A 23,338-nucleotide genomic window follows, 5' to 3' on the forward strand; every position below is an offset into this window, starting at 1 on the left:
CCCTTCAACACATTTCTAATTTCTGTAATCATACCCTATTTTTTCATAATTAATTTCAATTTAATTAGATATTTATTAATACTATCATCTCGCTTAGTACAAAGCATTTCGTGCCTAAAAAAATACGATTTCTTAGGATGTTGATTTTCTTTATACCAAACATCCCCTTTGATTGCCTTAATATTAAAATATTCATTATAACTTTTAGTAAAATAATGATTTATTTGAATAGGAAAATCTTTATTCTTTACCTTCTCAAATCCATGTTGAGAAATAAAGCCGAAACAATTAACCGGAGGCAGTGCAATCTTATGCCATACACCCCAGAAATTATGATGTAGAACTGACATCTTTTTAGAATTAAGATTTACATCAAAGCTTGTATTGTAGAAACATTTTCCTACTTCGTCGTATTTTGGCCAAGAAATTCTAAAATCATTAACTACCAGCCCATTTATGTCTCTATCTATAATTCCTGATGTACCAAATACCTTCCAGTATATTTTTACTGCAGGGTATTTTTTGAATCTATTTAAAAAATCAATAATATTATTATCTTTTACTGGTACTACAAATTCATCAATATCTATAAATCCTATCCATTCTGCCTCTTTTCTATATTTATTTATGCAATCCTGGTAAGCTTTTTTCTGTGCATGTTGTTTAGGGAAATCAATTAAAGTAACTTTATTAGAATTTATATATGGTTGCAAAACATCTTGAAAATTATCTGAAGAATTATTGTTATATAAATAAAAGTGTTCAACACCAATAATTCGGTGATATTCTATCCACTCCTTTAAATACGGCGCCTCATTTTTGAAAATAGCGCATATAGTAACTTTATATTTCCTACTTAATCTTTTTTTCCTCACCAAGCAAAAACAAATGTTATAGAATACGTTCTCAATGCCAGTAATACAATATTTTGCAAAATATAATATTCCTTTCTTCCTAGGATGATCGTATATAAAATATTTATTCTCTAATACTTTCTTTGACATTTTATAAAATTCTTTCCTTTTTTATAAACTTAGGCTTTTTTTCAAATAAACAAAGGATAATAATCATTATTACTAGAATTTTTAAAATATTATCATAATAATATATTTCTAGTAAGCAGATTAGCGATGTTCCTAACAATTTACATAAAGTATTACAATTATCGAAAAACTTAGCAATCAGTAAAGTAAATAATATAGAGAGCCAAATTCCAACAATTCCAAAATTTGATACAAATTCTGGATAGTAGGATGGTGGCATTCGTAATGGTGCATCAAAGTATGAACTATATCCTAAAACACCAGAAGTAAAATACGATATATAAGGTAAGGGTTTTGAATACCATATGCTTCTTGGAATAAAATAAAACAAATCAAATAATATAGATTGTCCAGGGTAGTCTAAAATATGAAACTGCGAAGGATTTAACGCAACGTATATTGCAAATTTCATGTGCATTGCTCTAAAAAAGTACTCATTTATAACATAGTACCAATCGTTATTTAATAAAATTTTCCCAGTTGCATATGAGTAATATACAAAATAGACTGCTACTAAAAAAATACATATAGAATACCAAGCAATAATTTTCTTTACCCTTTTTCTCTTTATAATGTCTATTATTAAACATAAACCAATGGTAATCATTATAAATGTTCTTTTATGGTTTACAATTAGTATAAGAATTAGATAAAAAGAGATAAAAATGTTCCCAATCATCTCATTATCTTCATTCCACTTTAAAACACAAACCGCTAAAATCAATCCATACATTAAATTATTCATAATTAATGTATTATAAGTTTGTATAGAAGGATCAATACTTTTAAATATACTTCCAAACACTCCAAAATAATATGAAGGATCAGGAGATAGAAGGACTGCAATAACTGTTACAAGCGGTAATAAATAACTAAAGCATACTAAAACATTTCTATATTCATCTAAATTAATATTTTTAGGTAAAATATTAATTGGATTTTTTAGTATATTTATTTCTTCTTTTTCTAAATTATCCTTAAAAGATAACTTGTTAATATTCCAAAAAAAAGCAGCTTGAGCAGAAATTACAAAAACATTAAATAATATTGTTGTCATTCTATCATTCATTGCCACTTCAAACGCTCTGTACGAGGTTTGAGGATTGCCCAAAAACAACTCAAGGATAATTGGCAAAACCATCGCAAAATCAAAAACTATTATAATCGGTATCAGTGTATGAAATTTATTGATACAAATGCAAGTCCTAACTAAGACAAACAAAGAAATTATTATACTTAAAAGTCTTAAAATTAAAATCATATGCCGCTCCCTATTGGCCATTTGTATTATATAAATTCAATATAAAGGAAATATAATTAGAGAAGGAATTTTCACCACTATTTTTTAACAAGTTATCTTTTATTCTATTGTAATTATTACTAGAAAAAATATACTCAATTGCTTTTGTAAATTGTTCAGGAGTTGCCTCCTCAGTCAAGAATCCGGTCATCTTATCTTTAACTACTTCTCTAACCCCTCCTGATGAAATAGCACCAATAACAGGAAGGTTGAATAGGGAAGCTTCAAAAATAGTTGAGGGTAATGTATCAGCTCTAGAAGTTAAAAGTAAAATAGATGACAGTCTATAAGCAGCTGATAATTCTTTTGTGTCCAATTCACCTAAATACAAAAAATTATTAGTATCTTTAATGTATTCTTGCATTGTATTATAATAATTTTCTTTTCTACCAGCCCAGATAAAAAAATATTGTGGTAGCTTTTTAGCGGTTTTTATAAATATGTCAATTCCCTTTCTTCTGCTTGTATTGCCAACACCTATAATAATATTTTTATTTTTTAACATTGGATATTTAGTTATTAATTTACTACTTTCATCATACAGTACCTGTGTATTAGGTTTTTTAAAATAGATTCCTTGCTTTTTAACATAAATCTTATTCTTTGGAAACAGATTTACATAACTCAATACCTCTTTTTTAGCTGATAAAGTTGGAAAAATAATTTTATCAGAGTACAAGATCATTTGCCTAACGGCACTTTCTAAACCTAACTGTCTTATAACTACTGGCAATTCATGTATCTCAGAAATAATCTGATAGTCTAATTCATGTGCAATTTTTACATATTCTCCAACCGCAGATGTTACCATTAAGGCCTTATTATATCCGTATTCATGCTCTAACTTCTTCAATGTATTTCTAAAGTTTGCTTTAGAAAAGACAATTTGTGTAGGAGCAATCATGGAATACTCTCTATTTAATTCCCCAAATTGAAAAGTAATAATATAAATATTTTCTCCTCTTCTTTTTAATTCTTCAGCTGTATGTAACAACAAAAGGCTTGCACCTAATCTATTTGACTCATGAATAACCAAAACAATTCCATCTTGTTTAACCCTTCCAGAGTTAAACTTTAAAAACTTATAATCTGACGGATACCTAATAATGTTTTTTATTCTTCCTACTATTCTTTTAACCCCAATTAATATTTGATCGAGCATAAGAAAATTACTCCCATTTCTTTTCTATTTCTATTCTTGTCCCGTCCACAGCACCCTTTATAATTTTTTTCACTTTTATTTTTTTCCCTTTTTCAAAACATAATACGAGCAATGCTTGCTTTATATCCTGTAGATATGCTCTCAACATTAATCCTACCCTATGACTTTTTCTTGCCATATATACCGTATTTCTAGAAATATAATATTTTCTAAACGCATTATGATTCTTAACTAATATCTCACCAAAAGGGGTTTTGTGTACCTTAATATGACCAAGTTCATGTTTTAAACAAACTGTATTTACTCTCAAGATCTTATAGTTTTTTCTTCTTAGGCGTATACAAAAATCAAAATCAACACAATCTATAAACATTGATTCATCAAATCCATTTATGCTTTCCCACGCTTCAAGTTTTACTAAGGATGCAGATGTAATACATTTATCGACTTCATTAGTCTCTTTGTTTGCACGTTTCTGTAAAATTTTGTTAGAGTTTATATCTTTTATCAATGGTGTATAAATTCCAACATTAGGTTTAAAATGAACTTTATACTGATTTATCAAATTAGATGGAGAAATTGAATCCTGATCAAGAGTTAATATATATTTAGAATTCAAAAATTCTTTAGCATAAGAAAATATTTTGTTTAACGCAGTAGCTATACCTACATTACTATTGTTCCTCAACACAACTAATTTTGGATACTTATCTAATAATAGCTTTTTTATTTGATTATAGTTACTTGAACCATTATCAAATATAATAATATGATCCACCTGATTATTTATAGCTTCTAAATTTCTTTTTAATCTATTAATATCTGGATTAAATAAAACAATCCCTGCATCAATATCAATCATTTTTCACCACAATCTACTTTTATTAAATTAAAAATTACCTATCATTACTTTAATAATTGATTCTATGTTACATAGAACACTTCCACAATTTATCAATCTAATTAACTTTAATTTTGAATATAAGCTCTTTTTATAATTAACTACTATTTTAAAATAGTCGCTTACTTCTGGCTTTAATTTTCTTCTATCTTTTTCATGCACCAAAATAGTCTTGGCAAAATTTAATCTAGTATTTCTCATAAAAAAAACAATTTTATATTCAACTTTAAGCCTTTTAAAAATTCCGTTACCACCACTAGTAACACTATTCTCATATCTGATATGTTCTATATAACTATTATGATCTAAGTAAACGAAACCGAAGCAGTATCCTATAGCTGCTAAAAAGAAATCATGATCAGGTGCTTCATAATATAACATTTCCAAATTTGCATATTCATTTGAAAGCAATGCTAATTCTTTGGAGAAAACAAAGGTACATCCAGCAAATCTATTTCTAGAAAATAATGAATATATATTGTTAGGAACTCTTGATATATCATGCTTATCTAAAAAAAGACCCTTTTCATTATAAATATCAAGGCTGGAAATATATAATTTATTTTTGTTATCATTTTCATCCAAAATTTTTACGGCTTCAACTAATTTATTTTCTTTCCAAATATCATCCTGATCAGAAAAAGCACAGTAATCGATATCTTTTTTTACCATATTTAATAATGACAAAAAGCTTTTTCTGTAACCAATATTTTTTCCATAGTGAATTTCAACATTTTGATATTTTTCATCCAGTTTTTTTAATATTAATAGAGTTGAATGTTCTGAGCCATCATCCCTAATAGTTAAATATACGTTAACGCCTTTTTGGTCTAATATGGTATTTACTTGTTTTACTATATTAGTTCCGCCATTATATGTGGACATAAGCACCTGTACCTTTTTCATAGAAATTACCCTAAATCAAATTCTTTCATATAAATTTTTTTCATACATTCATCAACATTACAAGATCCAAACTTTTTTATGTACGAAATGGAATATATTCTGGGAGTTGTTTCCCTAACACTACTAATTAATTTCACTAAATTCTTAACATTAGAAGGATTGTCCATCAACAAACCCGTCTCAGGTACTCTTATGTAATCCTTCATTCCAGTTCTACCATTTCCAATTATATAGGTTTTATGTGCAATTCCGTCCAGTCCACCTAACCCCAATCCTTCTCTTTTTGAGATAAAGATATTTAGGTCCGATGCAAAATACAAACCATCAAGGTTACGCACATAGCCTAATAAACTAACTTGCTTTTCCAAGTGATACTTATGAATTAATGAAACAAGTTCATCCTTCAAATTACCAATCCCAGCAATAACATACTTAATATGCGGATCATTTAGTTCATGAATTGCTTTAATCACTGTTGCATGATTTTTCCGCTTACTTAATTCTCCTACTGAAATTATAAAGAAATCATCATCTTTTACATTGAACTTCTTACGAACATCTTCTCTTAGTTTTCTTCTTCTAGATTCTGAAATATTACTTACTCGTTGCAAATCAATTCCAACACCCGGAATATAGTATCTATGCTTAACAGGTAAAACTCTAGAAACAGAATAATCATCTTGGTTAATAGTAATTAAGGCATCTGTCCAATGAGCGTAAAACCATTCAATTGGGAAAAAAATGAACCAATCTCTTAATGGTCCACCTTTGAAGAACTGCAATCCATGTGCCGTATAAATAACTTTGACATTCATTTTATGTCCAGCTCGACGCGCAATTATACCACCTAAAGGCGAATGCGCATGAATTCCAGTAATATTGTTCTCTTTAATCACATTACATACTTGCTGTAAAGCTTTTTTATTTGCTCGATGCGTCCCTATTCCCCGCATAAAGTCTATTTGGTGGTAAGTAACGTTCATAGAATTAAGTTTTGAGATGAGTTGTTTACTAATATCTTTTGTAATAGTGCCCGGATTTTTAAAATTTGTACCTACATGAACTTCTGCTCCCAATGACTGGAGTATTTTTATATTATGAATATTAAACTGTTCAATCATTGAAGCAGTTGTAGCTAAAATTAGTATTCTTTGCTTACTCAATTACACTCACCCATATAGTTAGTTACTTCTTCTTTCCTTCTCTTACCCCACGACTTCTTACAACATCTGACACCGTCTTCAAAATAATTGACGCGTCTAACAATAAACTCACATTCAATGCATACTTGCCGTCATAAGAAGCCTTGTTTTCATCAGTTACTTGGTCACGACCGTGGACTTGCGCTAAGCCGGTGATTCCAGGCAAAATTTTATTTGCTCCATACTCATTCCGCAATTTCAACACATACTTTTCCTTTGGAATTAGCGGTCGTGGACCAACGATACTCATATCACCTTTTAGAACGTTAAACAACTGTGGTAACTCGTCCATACTGGTTTTCCGAAGAATTTTACCTACTGAAGTAATATACATCTCAGGATTTTCAAAATTCTCCGTTGCTATTTGGTGAGGGGCATCATCCCTCATTGAACGAAACTTGAGAATCGTAAATGGTACATTATTAATTCCAATTCGTTCTTGCTTGAACAGCACTTTCTCATGAGGAGAATCGACTTTGATCCAAAGTGCGATAATCATCATTGGAATTGCCAAAATAATAATAGCAATCAGGCTAAAGAAGATATCAAAGCCTCGTTTAAAGAAATCGCGATACCATTTAAATGATTGCTCAACTTCATTCTCATTATCGTTATCTTTTTCACTAGATACTTGCATCTGCATTATTCACTCCTCCCCATCTTTATTTGCTTAGTAACCTCAACTACCTCTTACCACCACAAGAAATGCTTCTTTTTCTTCAGCGGCTGCACTTCATTTACAGGAACATTCTCCCCATTAATAATTGCTCGGGCATTGTCACCATACCGTTTAGCTAAATCTGGGCTAAATTCTTGGCTTAACTTATCAAACGCTTGCCGCATCTCGTACTTCCGCCCTGGTAAATCATGGGCATCGGAAGCAAACAGGTAACCCTGGCCATTAGCAATCAGTTTTCGGCTAAAATCCTCAACCTTCTTACCAAATGTTCCAACGTAAGAACTGGCGGTAATCTGCGATAAACATCCTTTCTCCAACATTTGGTACAACAAGTCCGGCTGTTCCATGATCTTGGTATTCCGTTCGGGATGAACGATCACTGGAATGATTCCCCGCTGCTGAAGTTCAAAGATCATCTGATTAGTGTAATGTGGCACATCATCATCCGGAAATTCTAACATTAAGTAACGGTTATCCTCATCCGCAAACAGGATGTCATCGTGGTCCAAGGCATCAATTAACTGTCCATTGATCCGCACTTCCTGTCCCGGAAAAACAGTTAAGGGAATTTGATGTGCCTTTAGCTGTTCCCGAAACTCGTTCGTCAACTTAATCACGTCTTGTTTATGGTTCACGTAACGACCATTCATATGGTGAGGCGTCAATAAAGCATGGGTCACCCCATTTTCGACTGCTTCACTAGCGAGCCGCAATGAAATTTCCATATTCTTGGAACCATCATCAATCCCCGGAAGAAGGTGACAATGCAAATCAACCATTACCATAACTAATCAGTCCTTACTTATTATCTGATGAATACCCGTATCCATAACCGTAACCATATCCATAGCCGTAACCGTAAGCTGAGTCGCCATTCCGACCAACATCATTCATTACGTAGCCTAAGATATTAGCATGGGCCAGCTTCAATAGTTCAACTGACCGCTTAAGTGCAGCCTTTTCTGTTTGACCTATCTTCACAACTAACACAACGCCATCAAGGTGACTAACTAATGCTTGAGTATCTGAAACGGCCAAAATTGGCGGAACATCAAGGATTACCACATCATAATTCTGTTCAACACTAGCAATCAATGCCTGCATCCGTTGAGAATTCAACAATTCAGCAGGGTTTGGCGGAATTGGCCCAGAAGTTAAAATTGATAAGTTATCAATTTCAGTTTCCTTAATCATATTCGTAATGTCCATTTCAAGAGCGTCACTAGTCAAAATAGTGGTTAATCCTTCACGATTTGAAATATTAAAAGTCTGGTGAAGTGTTGGTCGACGGAGATCGGCATCAATTAATAACACTCGTTTCCCGGCATTCGCCCAAACAACCGCAATATTATCGGTGACAGTTGACTTCCCTTCACTAATGTTGACAGAAGTGAAGGCCAAGGTCTTGATTGGGTGATCAATTCCCATAAAACTAATGTTTGTCCGAATCGTCCGGAATTGTTCAGAAATAACACTCTTAGGATCCTTGACAGTAATTAACTTTGCCCCATAGCGGATTGTTTCATTACTAACGTTCGTTTTCTTCTTAAATAAACTCATCTAGGTAACCTCCTTAAACCCGCCGGTGGTGATCATCCGAGCGACTATTACCGATTCCATCTTGGTCAGCCCGCATTTGAATATGGCCAACTGCACCAAGGTTGGTTAAACCAAGCTCATTAGTCAAGAAATCGTCACTCTTCACTGTGGTATCGGTTAATTCCTTAATTAGGACATAGGCAAAACTCAGCAAAAGTCCTAATACAGCTCCGGCTAAGGTAAAGAGCTTCTTGTTAGGGAATGAAGGTGCTTTAGGTGTATTTGCCCGTGAAATAATCGTTACGTTGTTAACTGACATAATGTGCTTAATTTGTTGCTTAAAGACAGAAGCAACCGTGTTAGCAATCGCGGCTGATTCTTCAGCGTTATTCGTCTTGGCGTTCAAGGTGAAGACCTGAGAATTTTGCTGAGTCTGAACTGAAATAGCCTTCTTTAATTGAGCGGTTGTAACGTGGTAGGACTTACCATTTGTCCGTTCCACCACTGCTGGTTTAGCTGAGCGAACCAAGACCCGACGTCCATTGGCATTTCGTTCATAAACGGCCTTCTTAGCTGGAGTAATAACCCGAACTGGATTTTCCAACTGCTTACTGGCCTTGGAAAGGATCACTTGGTTAGTGATGATGTCCTTATAGGTGTTGATCACCTGGATATCAGCTTGTTGGTTATTGTATGCTTGACCATCAGCGTTATCGTGCTTCTGGTTAACCAAAATTTGGGTTGAAGCTGTATATTGTGGGGTAATGACAAACTCAGCAACCACAAACCCAACAATCCCCATAATCACTGTCCAAAGGATAAACAGTTTGGCGTGTTCGCGACAAATTTCCATTAACCGATGTAAGTCAATTTGGTTTTCCCGACTTGCATTTTCGGTAGAACTATTAGTATTCACTTTTGATTCTCCTGTTGTTTAGATTTTTTATTCATTAATAAGGTAGAGTTCTTTGCTGACTCACACTCTCATTCATTACTCCAATGATTTTTGAAGTAGATTAGTTATCCGTTGCCGTTCATCATGGTTAACCACTTGGAAGGAAGTCCCGCCTTCGTTATCGTTGTCCCCTTCGGCATGATCTTGAACGATGTGGTCACGAGCACTGGAATAGTGCTGAGCGAGTTGCATCATGTCGTGCATGGTTAAATCTGTTTGGGAACTGTTGGCAATTGAATGGAGAAAGCTCCGGTTCAAAACGGTCTTGTATGAAACAGACTTCTTCAAGAGGGCCGCGATGATCAACCGTTGCCGTTGCTGACGACCATAATCACCATTTGGATCCTCATGCCGCATCCGACTAAATGCGAGGGCTGCTTCTCCATTTAAGTGGTACTTCTTACCCTTTTGGAAGGAATGCCCCTCATAGCTAAAGGTTAATGGTGAAACCACATCAACACCGCCAACCTTATTAATGGCTTTTTCTAGGCCATTCATGTTAACTAACAGGTAAAAGTCAATTGGAACGTTGAATTCCTTTTGTACCGTGTTAATTGATTCCTTAACACCGCCGTAAGTATAAGCAGCGTTAATCTTTGATGGTGAATATTCAGGATACCCGGGCAAGTCAACCTTCATATCACGTGGCAAACTAACCACAGTCGTTGTCTTTGTCTTCGGGTTAAGGGTCATGATCATCATGGTATCTGTCCGACCCTTTTCAGTTCGCCCAAACTCACCAGTATCGGTTCCCATTAACAGGATTGATACTGGTTTCTTTTGTGCTAGTACTTTTTGTGCATTTCTCTTGGTATTTGCTCCTGAAGTACTATACATATCTCCAGTAGTAACGCTGAGGTTGTGGTAAGCAACCCCTGCGAAAATCAGCAGGATCGCAACTAACACGCCAAAAATTGACCAAAAGATCTTCCATCCCCGTCGCATATGATGATGACGATGGTGGCGATGATGATGTTTGTGATGATGGTGCTTCTCTACGCTATTCTTTGAAGACCAATCATTTTCCGCCATACTCTTATCTCCCAACTAGTAATTTATTTAATTTTCTATAAACTTTGACTTTTGCATCTTACCACTTTCATTTAGCTAATTAAAGGCATTCTAACAATAGATTAGAAGTTCATCAAAAATCATTTATCAGGGAAAGACAATTAGAAGCAATCCCTTCCCCCCTCCAACTTAAAATAACGCTCACATCCCTTGCCAGGATTGAGATTACCGAATCATTTAAGTAGGCAATCATAATTTATTTCACTGAAAAACTCATCATATTAGTCAACTGAGCTCATTTTAAATTTAGCAAAATTTTATCGACCTTTAACTTATTTTCCCACTAAAAAAGCATCCCCCACCATCCAGTGCGGAATGCTCCGGTCCCCTATGAGACAACTTTTTATTAGATATTCATGTACTTGCGCACAACACCATCACGGAACTTAACTAACTCCTTTAAGTTAGCCACCCGTTCTGGTTCGACGATTAACTCTGGATTAACCTCTTCCTGATCATCCATTTGCTGGCGACCCCAAACGCTTAACGAAATCAGCATATTCCGCAAGTCGTCGCCATCACTCGTCAAAGTCCATTTCTCCTGATCATCTTTAATTGGGTTTACAACACCATTTTGTCGTAACTTTTGCAATGCGAGTTCAATGTCGGCATCCGAACTCTCAATTAAAGTAGATAACTCGTCTTCATTGAAAGGTCGAAATCCTAACCAAAAGACAAGCCCAGCCTGATCAGAATCAGCGAGAATTTTCTTTGCATATTCAAAACCACTTTGTTTAGAATTACTCATCATAATAACACTTCCATGTCCTATTCGCTTTGAAAATATCCCTCTTCAGTCAAATTTTAACAGATTATCAGACAAATTGTTAGTGTTGTGTACATAAACAGCTTCAATATCGGGCAAGAATTCTTCGCAATTGCTTATAGAAGTCCGCAGTAAAGTCTTCCCCATAACACCGGTCCGCAGTCTGGCCAACTACTTTTAAAATTTGGTCCATGAAAACTCTTTCATATTGTTTCCGGTGCAGGAACTGTTCATGGTCGGTTGTCTCACAAGTAAAGCGGCCGACCTCATTGTTGCCAATGCCAAAACTATTACAAAGATTCTTCACCGATTCGAGCTGGATCTTGCCGACTTCATGGGCCTGATGAAGCAATCGTTCAAAGGTCTTCATACATGTCCCCACTGCTACCGTAATTAGTTTTTGGCTACAGCACTTGAAAGTAATTAAAACACCATTATTCTCCTGATTACGCTGATAATGATCAACGTGGTGGGCCATATAATAGGCAACCCAGCAGTTTCCCCGACCGCACGTTGGCACCAATTCGTAATGCCCAGCGATAATTCCCATCGTCTGCCCTTTAACGATACTATACAGCGTCTGCATCTCGATCTGGTGGACTCCAGCAAACTCCCCAAAATTCCGCAGAACTTCCTGTAGTCGTTGCTCCAATATCAGCTCTTCACCATCAATCGTCAAGATATACGTCCTCTTCCGATCGTATGGTGTCATTAACAATACATTATCCCATCGCGGCTGAAAGACCGTAGTAACTGAATAATTCTTAAGATCGCCTAGTCGTGAAATATCAATGATTTCATCCATGTAGGTACCCTCCCTTTCAAATTTCAAAAATGAACAAACCGCCGGCAAAGATTGCTCAATAATTAACGAATAATACAATATGCGATTATGCAACCGTTGTCAATGATTTTTTGAACTGGATTATTGTTTTTCTATCATTCGCTCAGTCAGCGGCTTCTTGTTAAGTTAAGGCTACTCAAGAGCTCTTGGGAATACTCTCACAAAGGATGTTTCCAAATGACAAATCAAAAATTAATTGACGGTCTCGTTTACTTATCGACAAACAAGCGAATTAATCTCGTTCACAGTGTTCTTAAGCAGCTTCATATTTCACCGACTCATGACTGCTATGACGACTTCTTCCAAGAAGGCTGTCTCATTTTCAGTCACGCCTACACTCGTTTTCCTGACGATCCTAATAATCCAGAAAATGAACGCCGACTGATGAACTTTGCCTACAAGCGAATCTACTGGCGATTGCTGGATCAATTACGTCATCAATTCTGGGAAAAGGAACACCGGCTTGGCTCAATCAATGATGAATCACTGGACGAACATACTCTCAACCACTTCACTGCAGATCCCAATAGCCAACACAGTTTTGTCCACCGCGAAAACAACGACTTCTTCACCCAACTGAAAGCACACTGTTCACCAAACGAAAAACGCTACCTCCATGCAGTTTTACTTCTCGATCTCAAAGATAGTGAGATTGCTGAAAAGTACCATGTTTCTCGTCAAGCGGTTTATTCCTGGAAACGAGGAGTAATTAGGAAAGCCCGTGCGCTCGATTACCCGATTAGTTTATAATAAAAGCGAGGTGATAGCGTGAATCGTCATCAAACAAGCAATCAGGATCAGTGGTTCCACTCTCGCTATGACGGTGAAGACCGGGATGATGGTTGCCCAAATGAACTCAGCATCAAGCCAAGTCAGGAAGATGCCAGCCGACTAGAGATTCTTCTTACCAATGTCGGCTTCAAGGAAGAAACTTACGACAACACCTTCTCCCTTACAAGAGAAGATGCCCGACTACTTCAGGACTTCCTACAAAAATGGCTGAATAATTAGCAAAAAAGCGGGACTGTGACATAAGTACTTTTACCAAGTTTAAATACGAACAGCGCGGTACGCAAATGGGTTCCAGTGTCCGGTATAACCGAACTCTGGAACCCTATTTGCGCTCGCGGGGGCGTGAAAACGAAGTCATAAATGACTTCTGTCACGCTTCCGCGTAAGCAGTCAATAACGATACGTATTGAAAATAAATGAAAGGGCGTGAGCCGCGGCTTTTTGCGGTTCACGCCCTTTCTCTAGTTATGACATACTTGTTGCACTTCTTCTGCCCACGGTAAAAAAGCCTCAATGTCGCTCCTTTTCTGGTTGGGTAGTCGATCAAACAGGTATTTGAAATACTTATATACATTTAGTTTATTAATTTTTGCTGTTGCCACTAACGTGTAATAAATCGTATTGGCTTCAGCTCCACGAACGCTTTTAGCAAACAAGCAGTTCTTACGAACCAAGGTTGTAAAACGGATCTCTCCTTCTAGCGAGTTATTGCTTAGGGGGATTTGTCCATTTTCAAAAATCCGATATACTCTTGTCCGAAGCTTTAAGGCATTCTTGATGGCTGCACACAGCCGGCCCTGTGGTGAAGTGATACTTCCCAAGTACTGGTAAAACCTATCAAGCAACGGCTTCACATGAGTAATTCTTTGCTGCCGCTTTTCCTTTTCAGTTTGATATACTAATTCGTTTTCCTTATGGAAAACGGCCCCGAGTAGTTTTACCGCATGGAGAGCTTTCGAATACTTTAATTGCTTCTTACTCAGTAATTTAGTGATTCGAATAAACTCCCGACGAATATGAACTAAGCACGATCCAAATCGGGCATTGGGATATAAACCATTACTGTAACCGCCATAGCCATCACACATGATAAAGCCCGGATAGCCCTGTCCGATAATATCGCCAATTACTTTTCCTGAGCGTGTATTACGATAGTGAAAAATCACCATCTGATGACGACTAAATTCGCTCGTGGTCTTGGTTGCCCAAAAATAGCTGGTATTTTTAGCTTCGTCAATGACCTTAAATGGCGTTTCATCCATTTGAATTACGTTTTCACCTTGCATTAATTGGGTTAGCCGTTCATACAGTGGCTTCAAGTATGTTTGACTAACTGTAATGATATTAGTGGCGAGTTGACGACCGCTAACTGGCAAGCCAACGGCTTGCCAAAGCTTTACTTGTCGATGAAAGGCTAAAGCTAAGGCAAATTTATATTCAGCTACTTTAGCCAAAACACTACTGGAAACATAACTGTGAGGCAATAATGATTGTGGCATCTGGCTACTAATGATCATATCTTTACCATCTTCGTCACAGTCATTACATTTATAGCTTTCTTGGTATAAATTCACACAGTACAACTCGGCAGGCTTTAGCCGGACTTCACGGCTATACAAATGATTACCAATCTTTTTCATCTGTTCATGGCACTTTGGACAATCCGTATTAGTTAAATGAATCGTCTTATCCACTTGAGGTAAACCATCCAAAAAAGCGGTCCGCTGACCAGAAGACTTGGCTTTCCGGTGACGCACCACTTGTTTTGTCTTCTTTTCAATCACTTCCGTGATTGAAACATTAGAATCTTGCAGCTGAGCTAGTTCATCATCACTAAACAATGATTGCTGACCATCAACTACGGACTCAATTACTTCAGTTTTTTCCCGTTGCGGACGTAAATGCCGTCGCAACAAATAAAGATTGTGAATCCTTATTAGCTGATAAGTCTTTAGGTGCTGATCCGCTTTCTCTTTTGAGAGATTGTGTCGGTGCCTGACTAGTCGTTAAGACTTATTTGTCGTTTGTTGACGTTTCAGATTTATTTTCCATAATATTACCACTGCCTTTGCTAAATCATTATTCCGTTAGCAGAATCGCGGTTATCTTATGGATAAAATCCACAAGAATACAGTAATTATTTTCGATTAATTACTGTAATAGAAGCTAACCCCTTTTTCATAATTCAGTTGATAGATTAATTCATTACTCAACTATTACTATAACCCTAGTAAACTGATTTCGCAATGTGCAAATTTAACCTAAAACTTTCTCAATGCATCCCCAAGGAACTTCCAATAATCTAACAGAAGTGACATATCAACAACGTTCAGGTCATCCAAGCTTAATTTAGTCATATCATTTAAGCTGACCCGTAAAACATTGATAAAACTGGTCATCCGCACGATTTTAGCCTGCTGAACCTGTGGTAGCCGGTCTAAAATAACGGCTTGAAGTTCTTGAAGGACGCCATCATAAAAGCCAACCTTATCCGTTGCCCGAATCGGAATCGCCTCGAAGATTTCTTCACTCTGCTGGGCGAATGATTGATGCCATTGATCCATGGCTGTCCAGTATAGCTGGTACAATCGCTGATCTTCTGCAGTCCCGTTTTCAGGACGGTAACGATTAACTGCTTTCCACTGGGCGAGGACTTCAAGGTATAGGGATTCATGCTGTGTCCATACCTGATCCTCACGATTAGCGGTAATCCAGTGTTGAAGGTCATCAATTAACTTTTGCGGATTAATGTTTTGATCCACTCAAAAAACTCCTTTCGGTCTCCGATAGTATTAAATTTTATTTTCCGTGACTAAAGAATTGCGCAGCTTTAATTGCCTGTTGCCAGCCGGCATAAAGTGTTTCTGCCTTTTTTGCTTTCATTTGCGGGGCAAACTCATCCCCAATTTTCGAAAGCTTCTTGACCTCGTCCTGGTCGTGCCAGAAGTCAACCGCAAGACCGGCAAGAAAGGCTGCACCTAATGCAGTCGTTTCTTCCATTGCTGCCCGTTTAATTGGTGTCTGTAAAATATCAGACTGGAACTGCATCATGAAATTATTCCGAGATGCCCCACCATTTACAGTTAAGGCTTTCAATGGCAGGTTCGTATCCTTGACCATCGTATCAACAACGTCCCGAGTCTGGTAAGCGATTGATTCCAGAGTTGCCCGAACAATATGGCCCCGGTTAGTTCCCCGGGTTAACCCAAACATAGCACCACGAACCTCTTGATCCCAATATGGTGCCCCAAGTCCAGTAAACGAAGGAACAACGTAAACACCACCAGTAGTCTTCGCGTCAACAGCCATCTGTTCTGACTCGCTCGCGTGCTTAAATAACTGCAGACCGTCACGCAACCATTGCACAGCAGACCCAGCAACAAAGATACTTCCTTCAAGGGCATAGTATGTCTTGCCGTCAATCCCGTAAGCAATCGTCGTCAGCAGGCCGTTATCTGAAAGGGTCGGTTTCAGTCCCGTATTCATCACGATAAAGGCTCCGGTCCCATAAGTATTCTTAACCGATCCCTTCTCGTAAGCTGCTTGACCAAATAGGGCCGCTTGTTGGTCCCCCGCAATTCCGGCAATTGGGATTTGCACACCAAAGAAGTGATAATCACCAGTGTAGCCATAGATTGCTGAACTCGGCTTTACTTCCGGCAACATTGCTTCTGGAACATCTAATAGTTTCAGGATATCCTGATCCCACTTTAGATCGTGGATGTTGAAGAGCATTGTCCGGCTCGCGTTAGTAACATCCGTGGCATGAACCCGTCGACCAGAAAGGTTCCATAATAACCAAGTGTCGATCGTTCCAAAGAGCAGATCGCCATTAGCTGCCTTTTGTCGTGCACCGGGAACACGATCCAAAATCCACTTAATCTTGGTTGCCGCAAAGTACGAGTCGATTACCAACCCGGTCTTTTGGTGAATCATGTTCTTATAGCCATCTTTAATTAGCTGTTCAGCAATCTCACTAGTTTGTTTTGACTGCCAAACGATTGCATGGTAGATCGGCTTACCGGTGTGGCGGTCCCAAATAACGGTGGTCTCCCGCTGGTTAGTGATCCCGATAGAGGCAATCTTATATGGCGGGATCTGAGACTTGATCATTACATCAGAGATCACTGACTGAACAGCATCCCAAATCTCCATTGCATCATGCTCAACCCAACCAGGCTGCGGAAAGTATTGGGGAAACTCCCGCTGACTCATTGCTACCTTATTCCCTTGATGGTCAAAGATGATCGCCCGCGTACTAGTGGTCCCTTCATCAATCGCCATTACATATTGTTGTTCATTCAAAATTCTCATCCTTTTCAAACTAAACTCAGGAACGGTCGAAAAAAGGGAGCCAAGCTAACTGCCCAGCCCCCTCTAATGCTTTGTTTACTTGTCGCTAACCATCTTGCCAGCAACACTGTAACGGTCTTTTCGCATTTCATTTAAAACGATGTGAATTCGTTCAGCTGGGACATTAGCATCCTTAGAAATAGCAGCTGTAACATCCTTTACCAAGGCCTTTAATTGTTCGTCAGTCCGACCTTCAAGCAAGTCAATATGTACTAATGGCATTTGTATGCCCTCCCTTGTTAAATTTATTTAATCTTACCATAATCGACTATCTTCCGGCAATCATTCTTATTAACCACGACGACCAAGCCGTTGCCGAACTTCATTAACAATTTCATACGGTCCGGTGTAAAGAATGTGATCACCGTATTCAAGAACGGTATCTCCACTTGGCGAAATTGGCTTATGCTTGCGGTAAATTCGACTAACCGTAATTTGATCGATAAATGGCAGGCTTCGTAATTCAATCCCAACATAGCGCTGATTATGAATCGTCACTTCGAACAATCCTGAATGAGCACTCATCAGCATTTCAAAGACCGATGGCGATTCAATTAGCGAACGCAGAACACTATTTTGGACTACGAAACTATTGAAAATTTCTACCCCAAGTCGGTTAAGCTCATCAATATGGTCCGTTGATACTTTCGGGTTCTGGACACTAGCGATAACCCGCTTAACGCCATGTTTCTTTGCTAAAACGGCCATTTGATAATTCTTGTTATCATTGCGGAATCCTAGAACCATCACGTCAGTATCAAAGTACTTTCCTGCATCAAGCGCCTGCTCATCAATCTCTTCAATATACTTCAGATCATTAACCTCGCTGTTGAAGGTCTTGTAGTTATCCTGATTATCGGTCAGCATCCGCACAACATACCAGTTATGGGACAACTGCTGAGCAACTGGGACAGTTAAGGTGTTCGCACCAACGATGACCACTCGCTCTTTAACCAAATCTTCCTTATTCAGCTTATAGGTTGAATTAAAGACAATTGGTGCCAGAACACAGACAATCACAGCCGCTAAAATAAAGGCATCCGACTGGGTACTCGTAATTGCGTGAAGGTTCTTGGCAACTTGCAGCGATGGCAATACTAAGGTAATTGTCGTCACGGTCAGAAAGCCACCAGCAAATGAGTTCCGGGCGTTAAACCGCAGCCGGTAAATCAATGTTGTTGGCAATTTAGCGATAATAAAGCAGGCAACCAAAATCGGAATCAACGCCAATGCAGTCTTATTAGCAAATAACGATTTCAAATCAAGCCGGACACCCGTCATGATAAAGAAGATCGGGATAAAGAAGCCGTAACCGATTGAGGTCAGCTTTTCCTGAGTCGCCTCGCTTGGTTCTAAGAGCTTCATTACCATTCCGGCAAGAAAGGCACCTAAAATGTTTTCGGCCCCGACTGATTCGGCAACCGTTACCAGAGTAAAAATCAGGAAAAAGGCCAGTCGAATATCAAGCTGGGTTGTGGCTTTCGAAACATTATTAAACCAAACGTATGGCTGACGGAACCGGCGCAAAAGAATGATTGCTGCCAAGAACAGGAGAACGATCAACCAAAGGCGGCCCGCATTATGCCCGTAGATTGAGGCATAGAATGTCAATGCCAGCATCGGGATCACTTCACCGAGGACAGCGGTTAACAAGATCGTTTGCCCCATCGGCCGACCAAGGATCTCCTTTTCCTTAAGGGTTGCGATAACCACTCCCAGAGCAATCGTTGAAAAGAGGATCGTAGCCAGGAGAATATCGGAGAATAACCCCATAAAGTACAAGATAACCCCCAAGATAAAGGCGGTGATAATAACTGCCGTAAAGCTTAGCACCGCAATTGAGACTGGCGACTTAGGATCACGTTTTTTCTGTCCGGGCGCTTTCTTAAAGAGGTCAAAGTTAATTTCCATTCCAGAGAGGAACATTAAAATAATTACCCCTAAACTAGAAAGCAGCGTCAACGAAGACGTTTCCTGGACGATATTAAAGGCACTCTTCCCCAGGAGGATCCCCGCAACGATTTCTGCAACCGCGGTTGGAACACTAGAAACCTTAAACCGTGCCATCGCAATCGGGATAATAAGTGCCGCTAACATAATAATTAGCATTGATAACTGTTGCATAATTTTCCCTCTCTCACGAAAAAATAATCAACCTATTATAAGATCTTTTCCTGGTCCACGGCAAAAAAGATTCACCGGGTGAAATTTTCAGCTTCAACCTAAGCGGTGTATAATTAAGAAGGAATGTTCGTGAGTAACGAGTAAATCGTGCTCGCATTTTACTAGCTTAGAAATTAAAAGGGGTTCTTAAATATGCCAAACAAATTATCCGCTTGTACGAGTATTTTGATTGGGAAAAAGGCCAGTATTGATGGTTCAATCATGATTGGTCGAAATGAGGATGCTAAGGCTGCCTGGCCAAAGCACATGGTTGTTCATCCGCATGGTGCGGTGCCACGTAAGTTTGTCTCCAAGGAAACTAAATTAGAAATTGAGCTTCCTGACGACAGTGCTCGCTACTCGGCCACGCCTGAATGGACCGACAAGTACGGGCTATTTGAAGAAGACGGGATTAACGAATACAACGTTGCAATGAGCGCGACCGAAAGTGCCTATTCAAACAGCCTGGTTTTAGGTGCAGATCCATTAGTCAAGAACGGGCTAAACGAAGAAGCAATGGTAACTGTTGTTTTGCCATTCGTTAAAACTGCTCGTGAAGGGGTTCTCCGCCTTGGTAATTTAATTGCTAAGTATGGAACTGGTGAAACCAACGGAGTACTGTTTGCTGATGATAATGAGGCTTGGTACTTTGAAAGCGGTGCTGGTCATTACTGGGTTGCTCAACGGATTCCTGATGATTGCTATGCGGTTGTCGCTAACCAATTAGCAATCCAAGAAATTGACTTTAACGACCCGAACAACTTCATGTTCCACCCTGGGATTCGAGAATTCGTTGAAAAGAACCACCTTAACCCGGACCCAACGACATTTAACTTCCGCAAGATCTTCGGAACGGCTGACCAGTCAGATGCCATTTATAGTGAACCACGGGTTTGGATTGGTCACCAAATGTTTAGTTCTCATCAGGCTAAAGGTGAAACGCCGGAATCAACTGAATTGCCGTTCTTGATGAAGCCGGATCGCCTTCTTTCAGTAATTGATGCACAAAACTACTTGAGCAATCACTATGAAGGAACTGGATTTGATCCATTGACTAACAGTCCGAGTGCCCACAAATATCGGCCAATCAGCTTGGCTAAAACTCAAGAATCACATATTCTCCAAACCGGCTGTAAGGGTCCAGATATTCACTGGCTTGCCATGGGGGTAGCTAACGAAAGTACCTATGTTCCATTCTTTAATGGGATTACCAAGTTGCCGGCCGCGTATGGTCGAGGAAAATTACCGGCCCAATTAAATTCCGCTTACTGGATCTTCAAACATGCCAGTGTCCTGGTTGATAGTCATCTTCATGATTTTCTTCCTCTACTCCGGGATGTTCAAAAAGAACGAAATGCGGCCGCACAAAAGTTAATTCGCGAGACTGACAATAAAGCGGCTGCATTGCAAGGGGATGCATTAACCGACTACTTAAACGACCAAAGTGATAAGTTTGCTAATGATACCCTAACCGCTTACCGCAACCTCGCAATGGAATTAATTACGAAGATGACTGATTACTGCGAGTTAAACTTTAAGACGGATGAGAATTTGTAAAGAGTATTGTTTAAACTACAAAACCAGCAACATCGAAATTGGTGTTGCTGGTTTTTTTTGGTGTGTTGGATGTTTTGCTGCAACATTGCCGAAACGTTGGAGTGAACCAGAAATTGATTTATCAATTTCGTCTGTGAACCCACGCAAGGATGAGTAGGCTTTTGACTATCAACTTGTTGATGACGAAAGCCACTCAGCTACTGCGCTTCGCCATGACCCCAACTTCCGCCTAGTGTTCTACTGCAGCAAAGTCGAAACGTGCTCGCAGGAAAAGCCTTATAGACAACAAACTCCCTCCCAGATGCTTTCAGCATCCAGTCGGGAGAAATTGTTTCTACTGCAACAGAGCCAAAACGTGCTCGCACTCTACCTCAAACGTGCTTCGCCCGAGTTCCCTAGAGCTAGCAACCTCTCTCCTAGGCGCAAGTCGCCTTCGTCGAGAGAAATTGCTAGCTTTCCGGGAACTCTTTAGGGCGAAGGCACTCTATTTATTATTCAACACAATATCTGATGGCTTTACTTCGCTGCCGAAGTAAGGCTTGAGTTGGCTATTGTAGTCTTTGGTGAAGAAGTCTTCCTTGTTTAACTTGGTGATTTCCTTATTGCTCCAATTGAGGAGGGACTTGTTACCTTTCTTAACGGCTGGGGAAATGTATTGCTTAGGACCGATGCTCTTAATACCAACAGTGTACTTAGGATTATTCTTTACCCAAGCGTAAAGGTATGAGTTATCATCGGCAAGTGCTGCGGCCCGGTTATTCTTCAAGGCATTAAATTGTTGGGTCTTTGAATCGAACTTCAGCAGTTGAACACCTGGTTGCTTACTGGTGAAGTAGTTTTCAGCGGTGGTTCCCTTAGTAACGATAACCTTTTTGCCCTTTAACTGACTAACCTTAGTGATGGCCTTCTTCTTTGGTGAAACAACCCCAACGGATACCTTCATGTAAGGCTTGGCAAAGTCAACAACCTTTTTCCGTTCAGGAGTAACGGTGAAGTTAGCCAAAACAATATCAGCCTTATTAGAATTTAAAGTGTCAACCCGGTTGTTAGCGTTAACTTGGATAAACTTCGGCTTAACACCAAGGTCCTTAGCCATCCGCCGTGCTAATTCAACATCGTAACCAACACGCTTACCATCCTTGTTAACCCAACCATATGGCGGCAAATCGCCAAAGACGGCTACTCGCAAAGTTCCCCGCTTCTTAATGGCGGAAACTGAACTGGAATTACTAGCAGCGTTTACGGTTGCTGGCTTAAGATAACTTGAACCAGCAATCAAGGCAACCGCTCCTGCTACAGCAACGGCACCGGCAATAATCTTTTTCCAATTAATCTTCAACATATCAATTCTCCCTTTCTAAAACTCCATGCTTGATAAGAATTCTTCTGCCCGCGCAGTCTGTGGATGTTCAAAGAACTGCTTTCCTGGTGTCTCCTCTAATATTCGACCATCTTCCAGGAAGAGAACCCGATCCGCAATCTGCGCTGCAAAGTTCATCTCATGAGTAACAATAATCATCGTCATGTGATCCCGATCAGATAACTCCTTAATAATTTCGAGAACCCCCCGGACCATTTCTGGATCGAGGGAAGCGGTGACTTCATCGAAAAGCATTAATTCAGGATGCATTGCTAGCGCCCGAACAATGGCAATTCGCTGCTTTTGACCACCTGACAACTGCCGAGGATATGAATTTGCTTGGTCTGCCAAGTCAACCCGTTCCAACAGAGCCATTGCTTCCTTCTTAACTTCTTCCCGATTCCTCTTTTGAACCTTCGTCGGTGCTAAGAGGATGTTATCCAAGACAGTCAGGTTAGGGAAAAGGTCATAACTTTGAAAGACCATCCCGATCTTTTGGCGCAACTCCTGCCATTTCTTTGGTGAAGGATTAACTTTATTTCCTTTGAAATAGATGCTCCCATCCCGAAACGGTTCCAGTCCATTCAGGGTTCGGATCAACGTACTTTTTCCAGAACCAGAGGGACCGAGGAGCGTAACAACTTCGCCCTTTTTCAATTCAAAATTGATGTCATGCAGGGCTTGCCAATCGCCATAGAATTTATTTAAATGTTCAACTTTAAGAATTTCTTCTGCCATATTACCA

Annotated in this window: 23 protein-coding genes and 1 pseudogene; 3 read left to right on the forward strand and 21 right to left on the reverse strand. The window is 38.8% G+C overall.

The window, feature by feature from the left end; genetic code table 11:
- Nucleotides 1-35: 35 nt before the first annotated feature.
- From N4627_RS05300 to N4627_RS05360, 13 genes are all read right to left on the reverse strand, one after another.
- Entirely contained in the window at nt 36-1,004 is a 969-nt protein-coding gene (locus tag N4627_RS05300; RefSeq protein WP_260964059.1) for a glycosyltransferase family 92 protein, read from the reverse strand.
- Nucleotide 1,005: 1 nt separating this feature from the next.
- Nucleotides 1,006-2,304: a capsular biosynthesis protein CpsS gene (locus tag N4627_RS05305; protein ID WP_260964062.1), complete on the reverse strand. Its 1,299-nt coding sequence runs from the start codon at nt 2,302-2,304 to the stop codon at nt 1,006-1,008.
- Between the two features lie 10 nt (nt 2,305-2,314).
- Nucleotides 2,315-3,505 (reverse strand): glycosyltransferase family 4 protein, encoded by a 1,191-nt coding sequence (locus N4627_RS05310; RefSeq protein ID WP_260964064.1) that lies wholly within the window; start codon nt 3,503-3,505, stop codon nt 2,315-2,317.
- 7 nt (nt 3,506-3,512) lie between these two features.
- Nucleotides 3,513-4,367 carry a glycosyltransferase family 2 protein gene (locus tag N4627_RS05315; protein WP_260964066.1) on the reverse strand — a complete coding sequence of 285 codons (855 nt, stop codon included), beginning with the start codon at nt 4,365-4,367 and terminating at the stop codon, nt 3,513-3,515.
- A 27-nt stretch (nt 4,368-4,394) separates the two neighbouring features.
- On the reverse strand, nt 4,395-5,312 hold the full coding sequence (locus tag N4627_RS05320; RefSeq protein ID WP_260964067.1) for a glycosyltransferase: 918 nt from the start codon (nt 5,310-5,312) through the stop codon (nt 4,395-4,397).
- Between the two features lie 5 nt (nt 5,313-5,317).
- Nucleotides 5,318-6,475, reverse strand: a complete 1,158-nt coding sequence (locus tag N4627_RS05325; RefSeq protein WP_260964068.1) for a glycosyltransferase — start codon at nt 6,473-6,475, stop codon at nt 5,318-5,320.
- Between the two features lie 22 nt (nt 6,476-6,497).
- Entirely contained in the window at nt 6,498-7,157 is a 660-nt protein-coding gene (locus N4627_RS05330; protein ID WP_260964070.1) for a sugar transferase, read from the reverse strand.
- Between the two features lie 47 nt (nt 7,158-7,204).
- Complete coding sequence (locus N4627_RS05335; protein WP_260964072.1) at nt 7,205-7,978, reverse strand: tyrosine-protein phosphatase; 774 nt, start codon at nt 7,976-7,978, stop codon at nt 7,205-7,207.
- Between the two features lie 13 nt (nt 7,979-7,991).
- Nucleotides 7,992-8,753, reverse strand: a complete 762-nt coding sequence (locus N4627_RS05340; protein ID WP_260964073.1) for a CpsD/CapB family tyrosine-protein kinase — start codon at nt 8,751-8,753, stop codon at nt 7,992-7,994.
- 13 nt (nt 8,754-8,766) lie between these two features.
- Entirely contained in the window at nt 8,767-9,648 is an 882-nt protein-coding gene (locus N4627_RS05345; RefSeq protein WP_260964075.1) for a YveK family protein, read from the reverse strand.
- A 75-nt stretch (nt 9,649-9,723) separates the two neighbouring features.
- Nucleotides 9,724-10,719 (reverse strand): LCP family protein, encoded by a 996-nt coding sequence (locus tag N4627_RS05350; RefSeq protein ID WP_260964078.1) that lies wholly within the window; start codon nt 10,717-10,719, stop codon nt 9,724-9,726.
- Nucleotides 10,720-11,104: 385 nt separating this feature from the next.
- Nucleotides 11,105-11,509 (reverse strand): transcriptional regulator, encoded by a 405-nt coding sequence (locus N4627_RS05355; protein ID WP_260964080.1) that lies wholly within the window; start codon nt 11,507-11,509, stop codon nt 11,105-11,107.
- Nucleotides 11,510-11,609: 100 nt separating this feature from the next.
- Entirely contained in the window at nt 11,610-12,329 is a 720-nt protein-coding gene (locus tag N4627_RS05360; protein WP_260964082.1) for a hypothetical protein, read from the reverse strand.
- Nucleotides 12,330-12,545: 216 nt separating this feature from the next.
- On the opposite strand from N4627_RS05360, the gene N4627_RS05365 reads away from it, so the two are divergent.
- Nucleotides 12,546-13,118 (forward strand): sigma-70 family RNA polymerase sigma factor, encoded by a 573-nt coding sequence (locus N4627_RS05365; RefSeq protein ID WP_260964084.1) that lies wholly within the window; start codon nt 12,546-12,548, stop codon nt 13,116-13,118.
- An 18-nt stretch (nt 13,119-13,136) separates the two neighbouring features.
- A complete protein-coding gene (locus N4627_RS05370) occupies nt 13,137-13,379 on the forward strand; it encodes a hypothetical protein (protein ID WP_003717473.1) in 243 nt (80 codons plus the stop codon).
- Nucleotides 13,380-13,621: 242 nt separating this feature from the next.
- Here N4627_RS05370 and tnpC read toward each other — a convergent pair.
- The 5 genes and pseudogenes from tnpC to N4627_RS05395 all read right to left on the reverse strand — a co-directional run.
- Nucleotides 13,622-15,046, reverse strand: a pseudogene (gene tnpC, locus N4627_RS05375) (IS66 family transposase); the annotation flags it as partial.
- Nucleotides 15,047-15,421: 375 nt separating this feature from the next.
- A complete protein-coding gene (locus N4627_RS05380) occupies nt 15,422-15,922 on the reverse strand; it encodes a hypothetical protein (protein ID WP_003717468.1) in 501 nt (166 codons plus the stop codon).
- 37 nt (nt 15,923-15,959) lie between these two features.
- Nucleotides 15,960-17,465: a glycerol kinase GlpK gene (gene glpK, locus N4627_RS05385; protein ID WP_260964090.1), complete on the reverse strand. Its 1,506-nt coding sequence runs from the start codon at nt 17,463-17,465 to the stop codon at nt 15,960-15,962.
- 84 nt (nt 17,466-17,549) lie between these two features.
- A complete protein-coding gene (locus N4627_RS05390; RefSeq protein WP_124031687.1) occupies nt 17,550-17,735 on the reverse strand; it encodes a 2-hydroxymuconate tautomerase in 186 nt (61 codons plus the stop codon).
- A gap of 69 nt (nt 17,736-17,804) precedes the next feature.
- Nucleotides 17,805-19,637, reverse strand: a complete 1,833-nt coding sequence (locus N4627_RS05395; RefSeq protein ID WP_260964095.1) for a monovalent cation:proton antiporter family protein — start codon at nt 19,635-19,637, stop codon at nt 17,805-17,807.
- A gap of 192 nt (nt 19,638-19,829) precedes the next feature.
- Between N4627_RS05395 and N4627_RS05400 the strand changes: the two genes are divergently transcribed.
- Nucleotides 19,830-21,233, forward strand: a complete 1,404-nt coding sequence (locus N4627_RS05400; protein ID WP_260964097.1) for a C69 family dipeptidase — start codon at nt 19,830-19,832, stop codon at nt 21,231-21,233.
- Between the two features lie 15 nt (nt 21,234-21,248).
- On the opposite strand, the gene N4627_RS05405 is transcribed toward N4627_RS05400, so the two are convergent.
- The 3 genes from N4627_RS05405 to N4627_RS05415 form a co-directional block, all read right to left on the reverse strand.
- The gene (locus N4627_RS05405; protein ID WP_003717463.1) at nt 21,249-21,380 is read right to left on the reverse strand and encodes a hypothetical protein; all 132 of its coding nucleotides are present in this window, start codon (nt 21,378-21,380) and stop codon (nt 21,249-21,251) included.
- Nucleotides 21,381-21,717: 337 nt separating this feature from the next.
- The gene (locus tag N4627_RS05410) at nt 21,718-22,575 is read right to left on the reverse strand and encodes a transporter substrate-binding domain-containing protein (protein ID WP_260964099.1); all 858 of its coding nucleotides are present in this window, start codon (nt 22,573-22,575) and stop codon (nt 21,718-21,720) included.
- Between the two features lie 15 nt (nt 22,576-22,590).
- Complete coding sequence (locus N4627_RS05415) at nt 22,591-23,331, reverse strand: amino acid ABC transporter ATP-binding protein (RefSeq protein WP_260964101.1); 741 nt, start codon at nt 23,329-23,331, stop codon at nt 22,591-22,593.
- Nucleotides 23,332-23,338 lie beyond the last annotated feature (7 nt).

It is taken from the genome of Limosilactobacillus vaginalis (assembly GCF_025311515.1).
GTDB lineage: Bacteria > Bacillota > Bacilli > Lactobacillales > Lactobacillaceae > Limosilactobacillus > Limosilactobacillus vaginalis.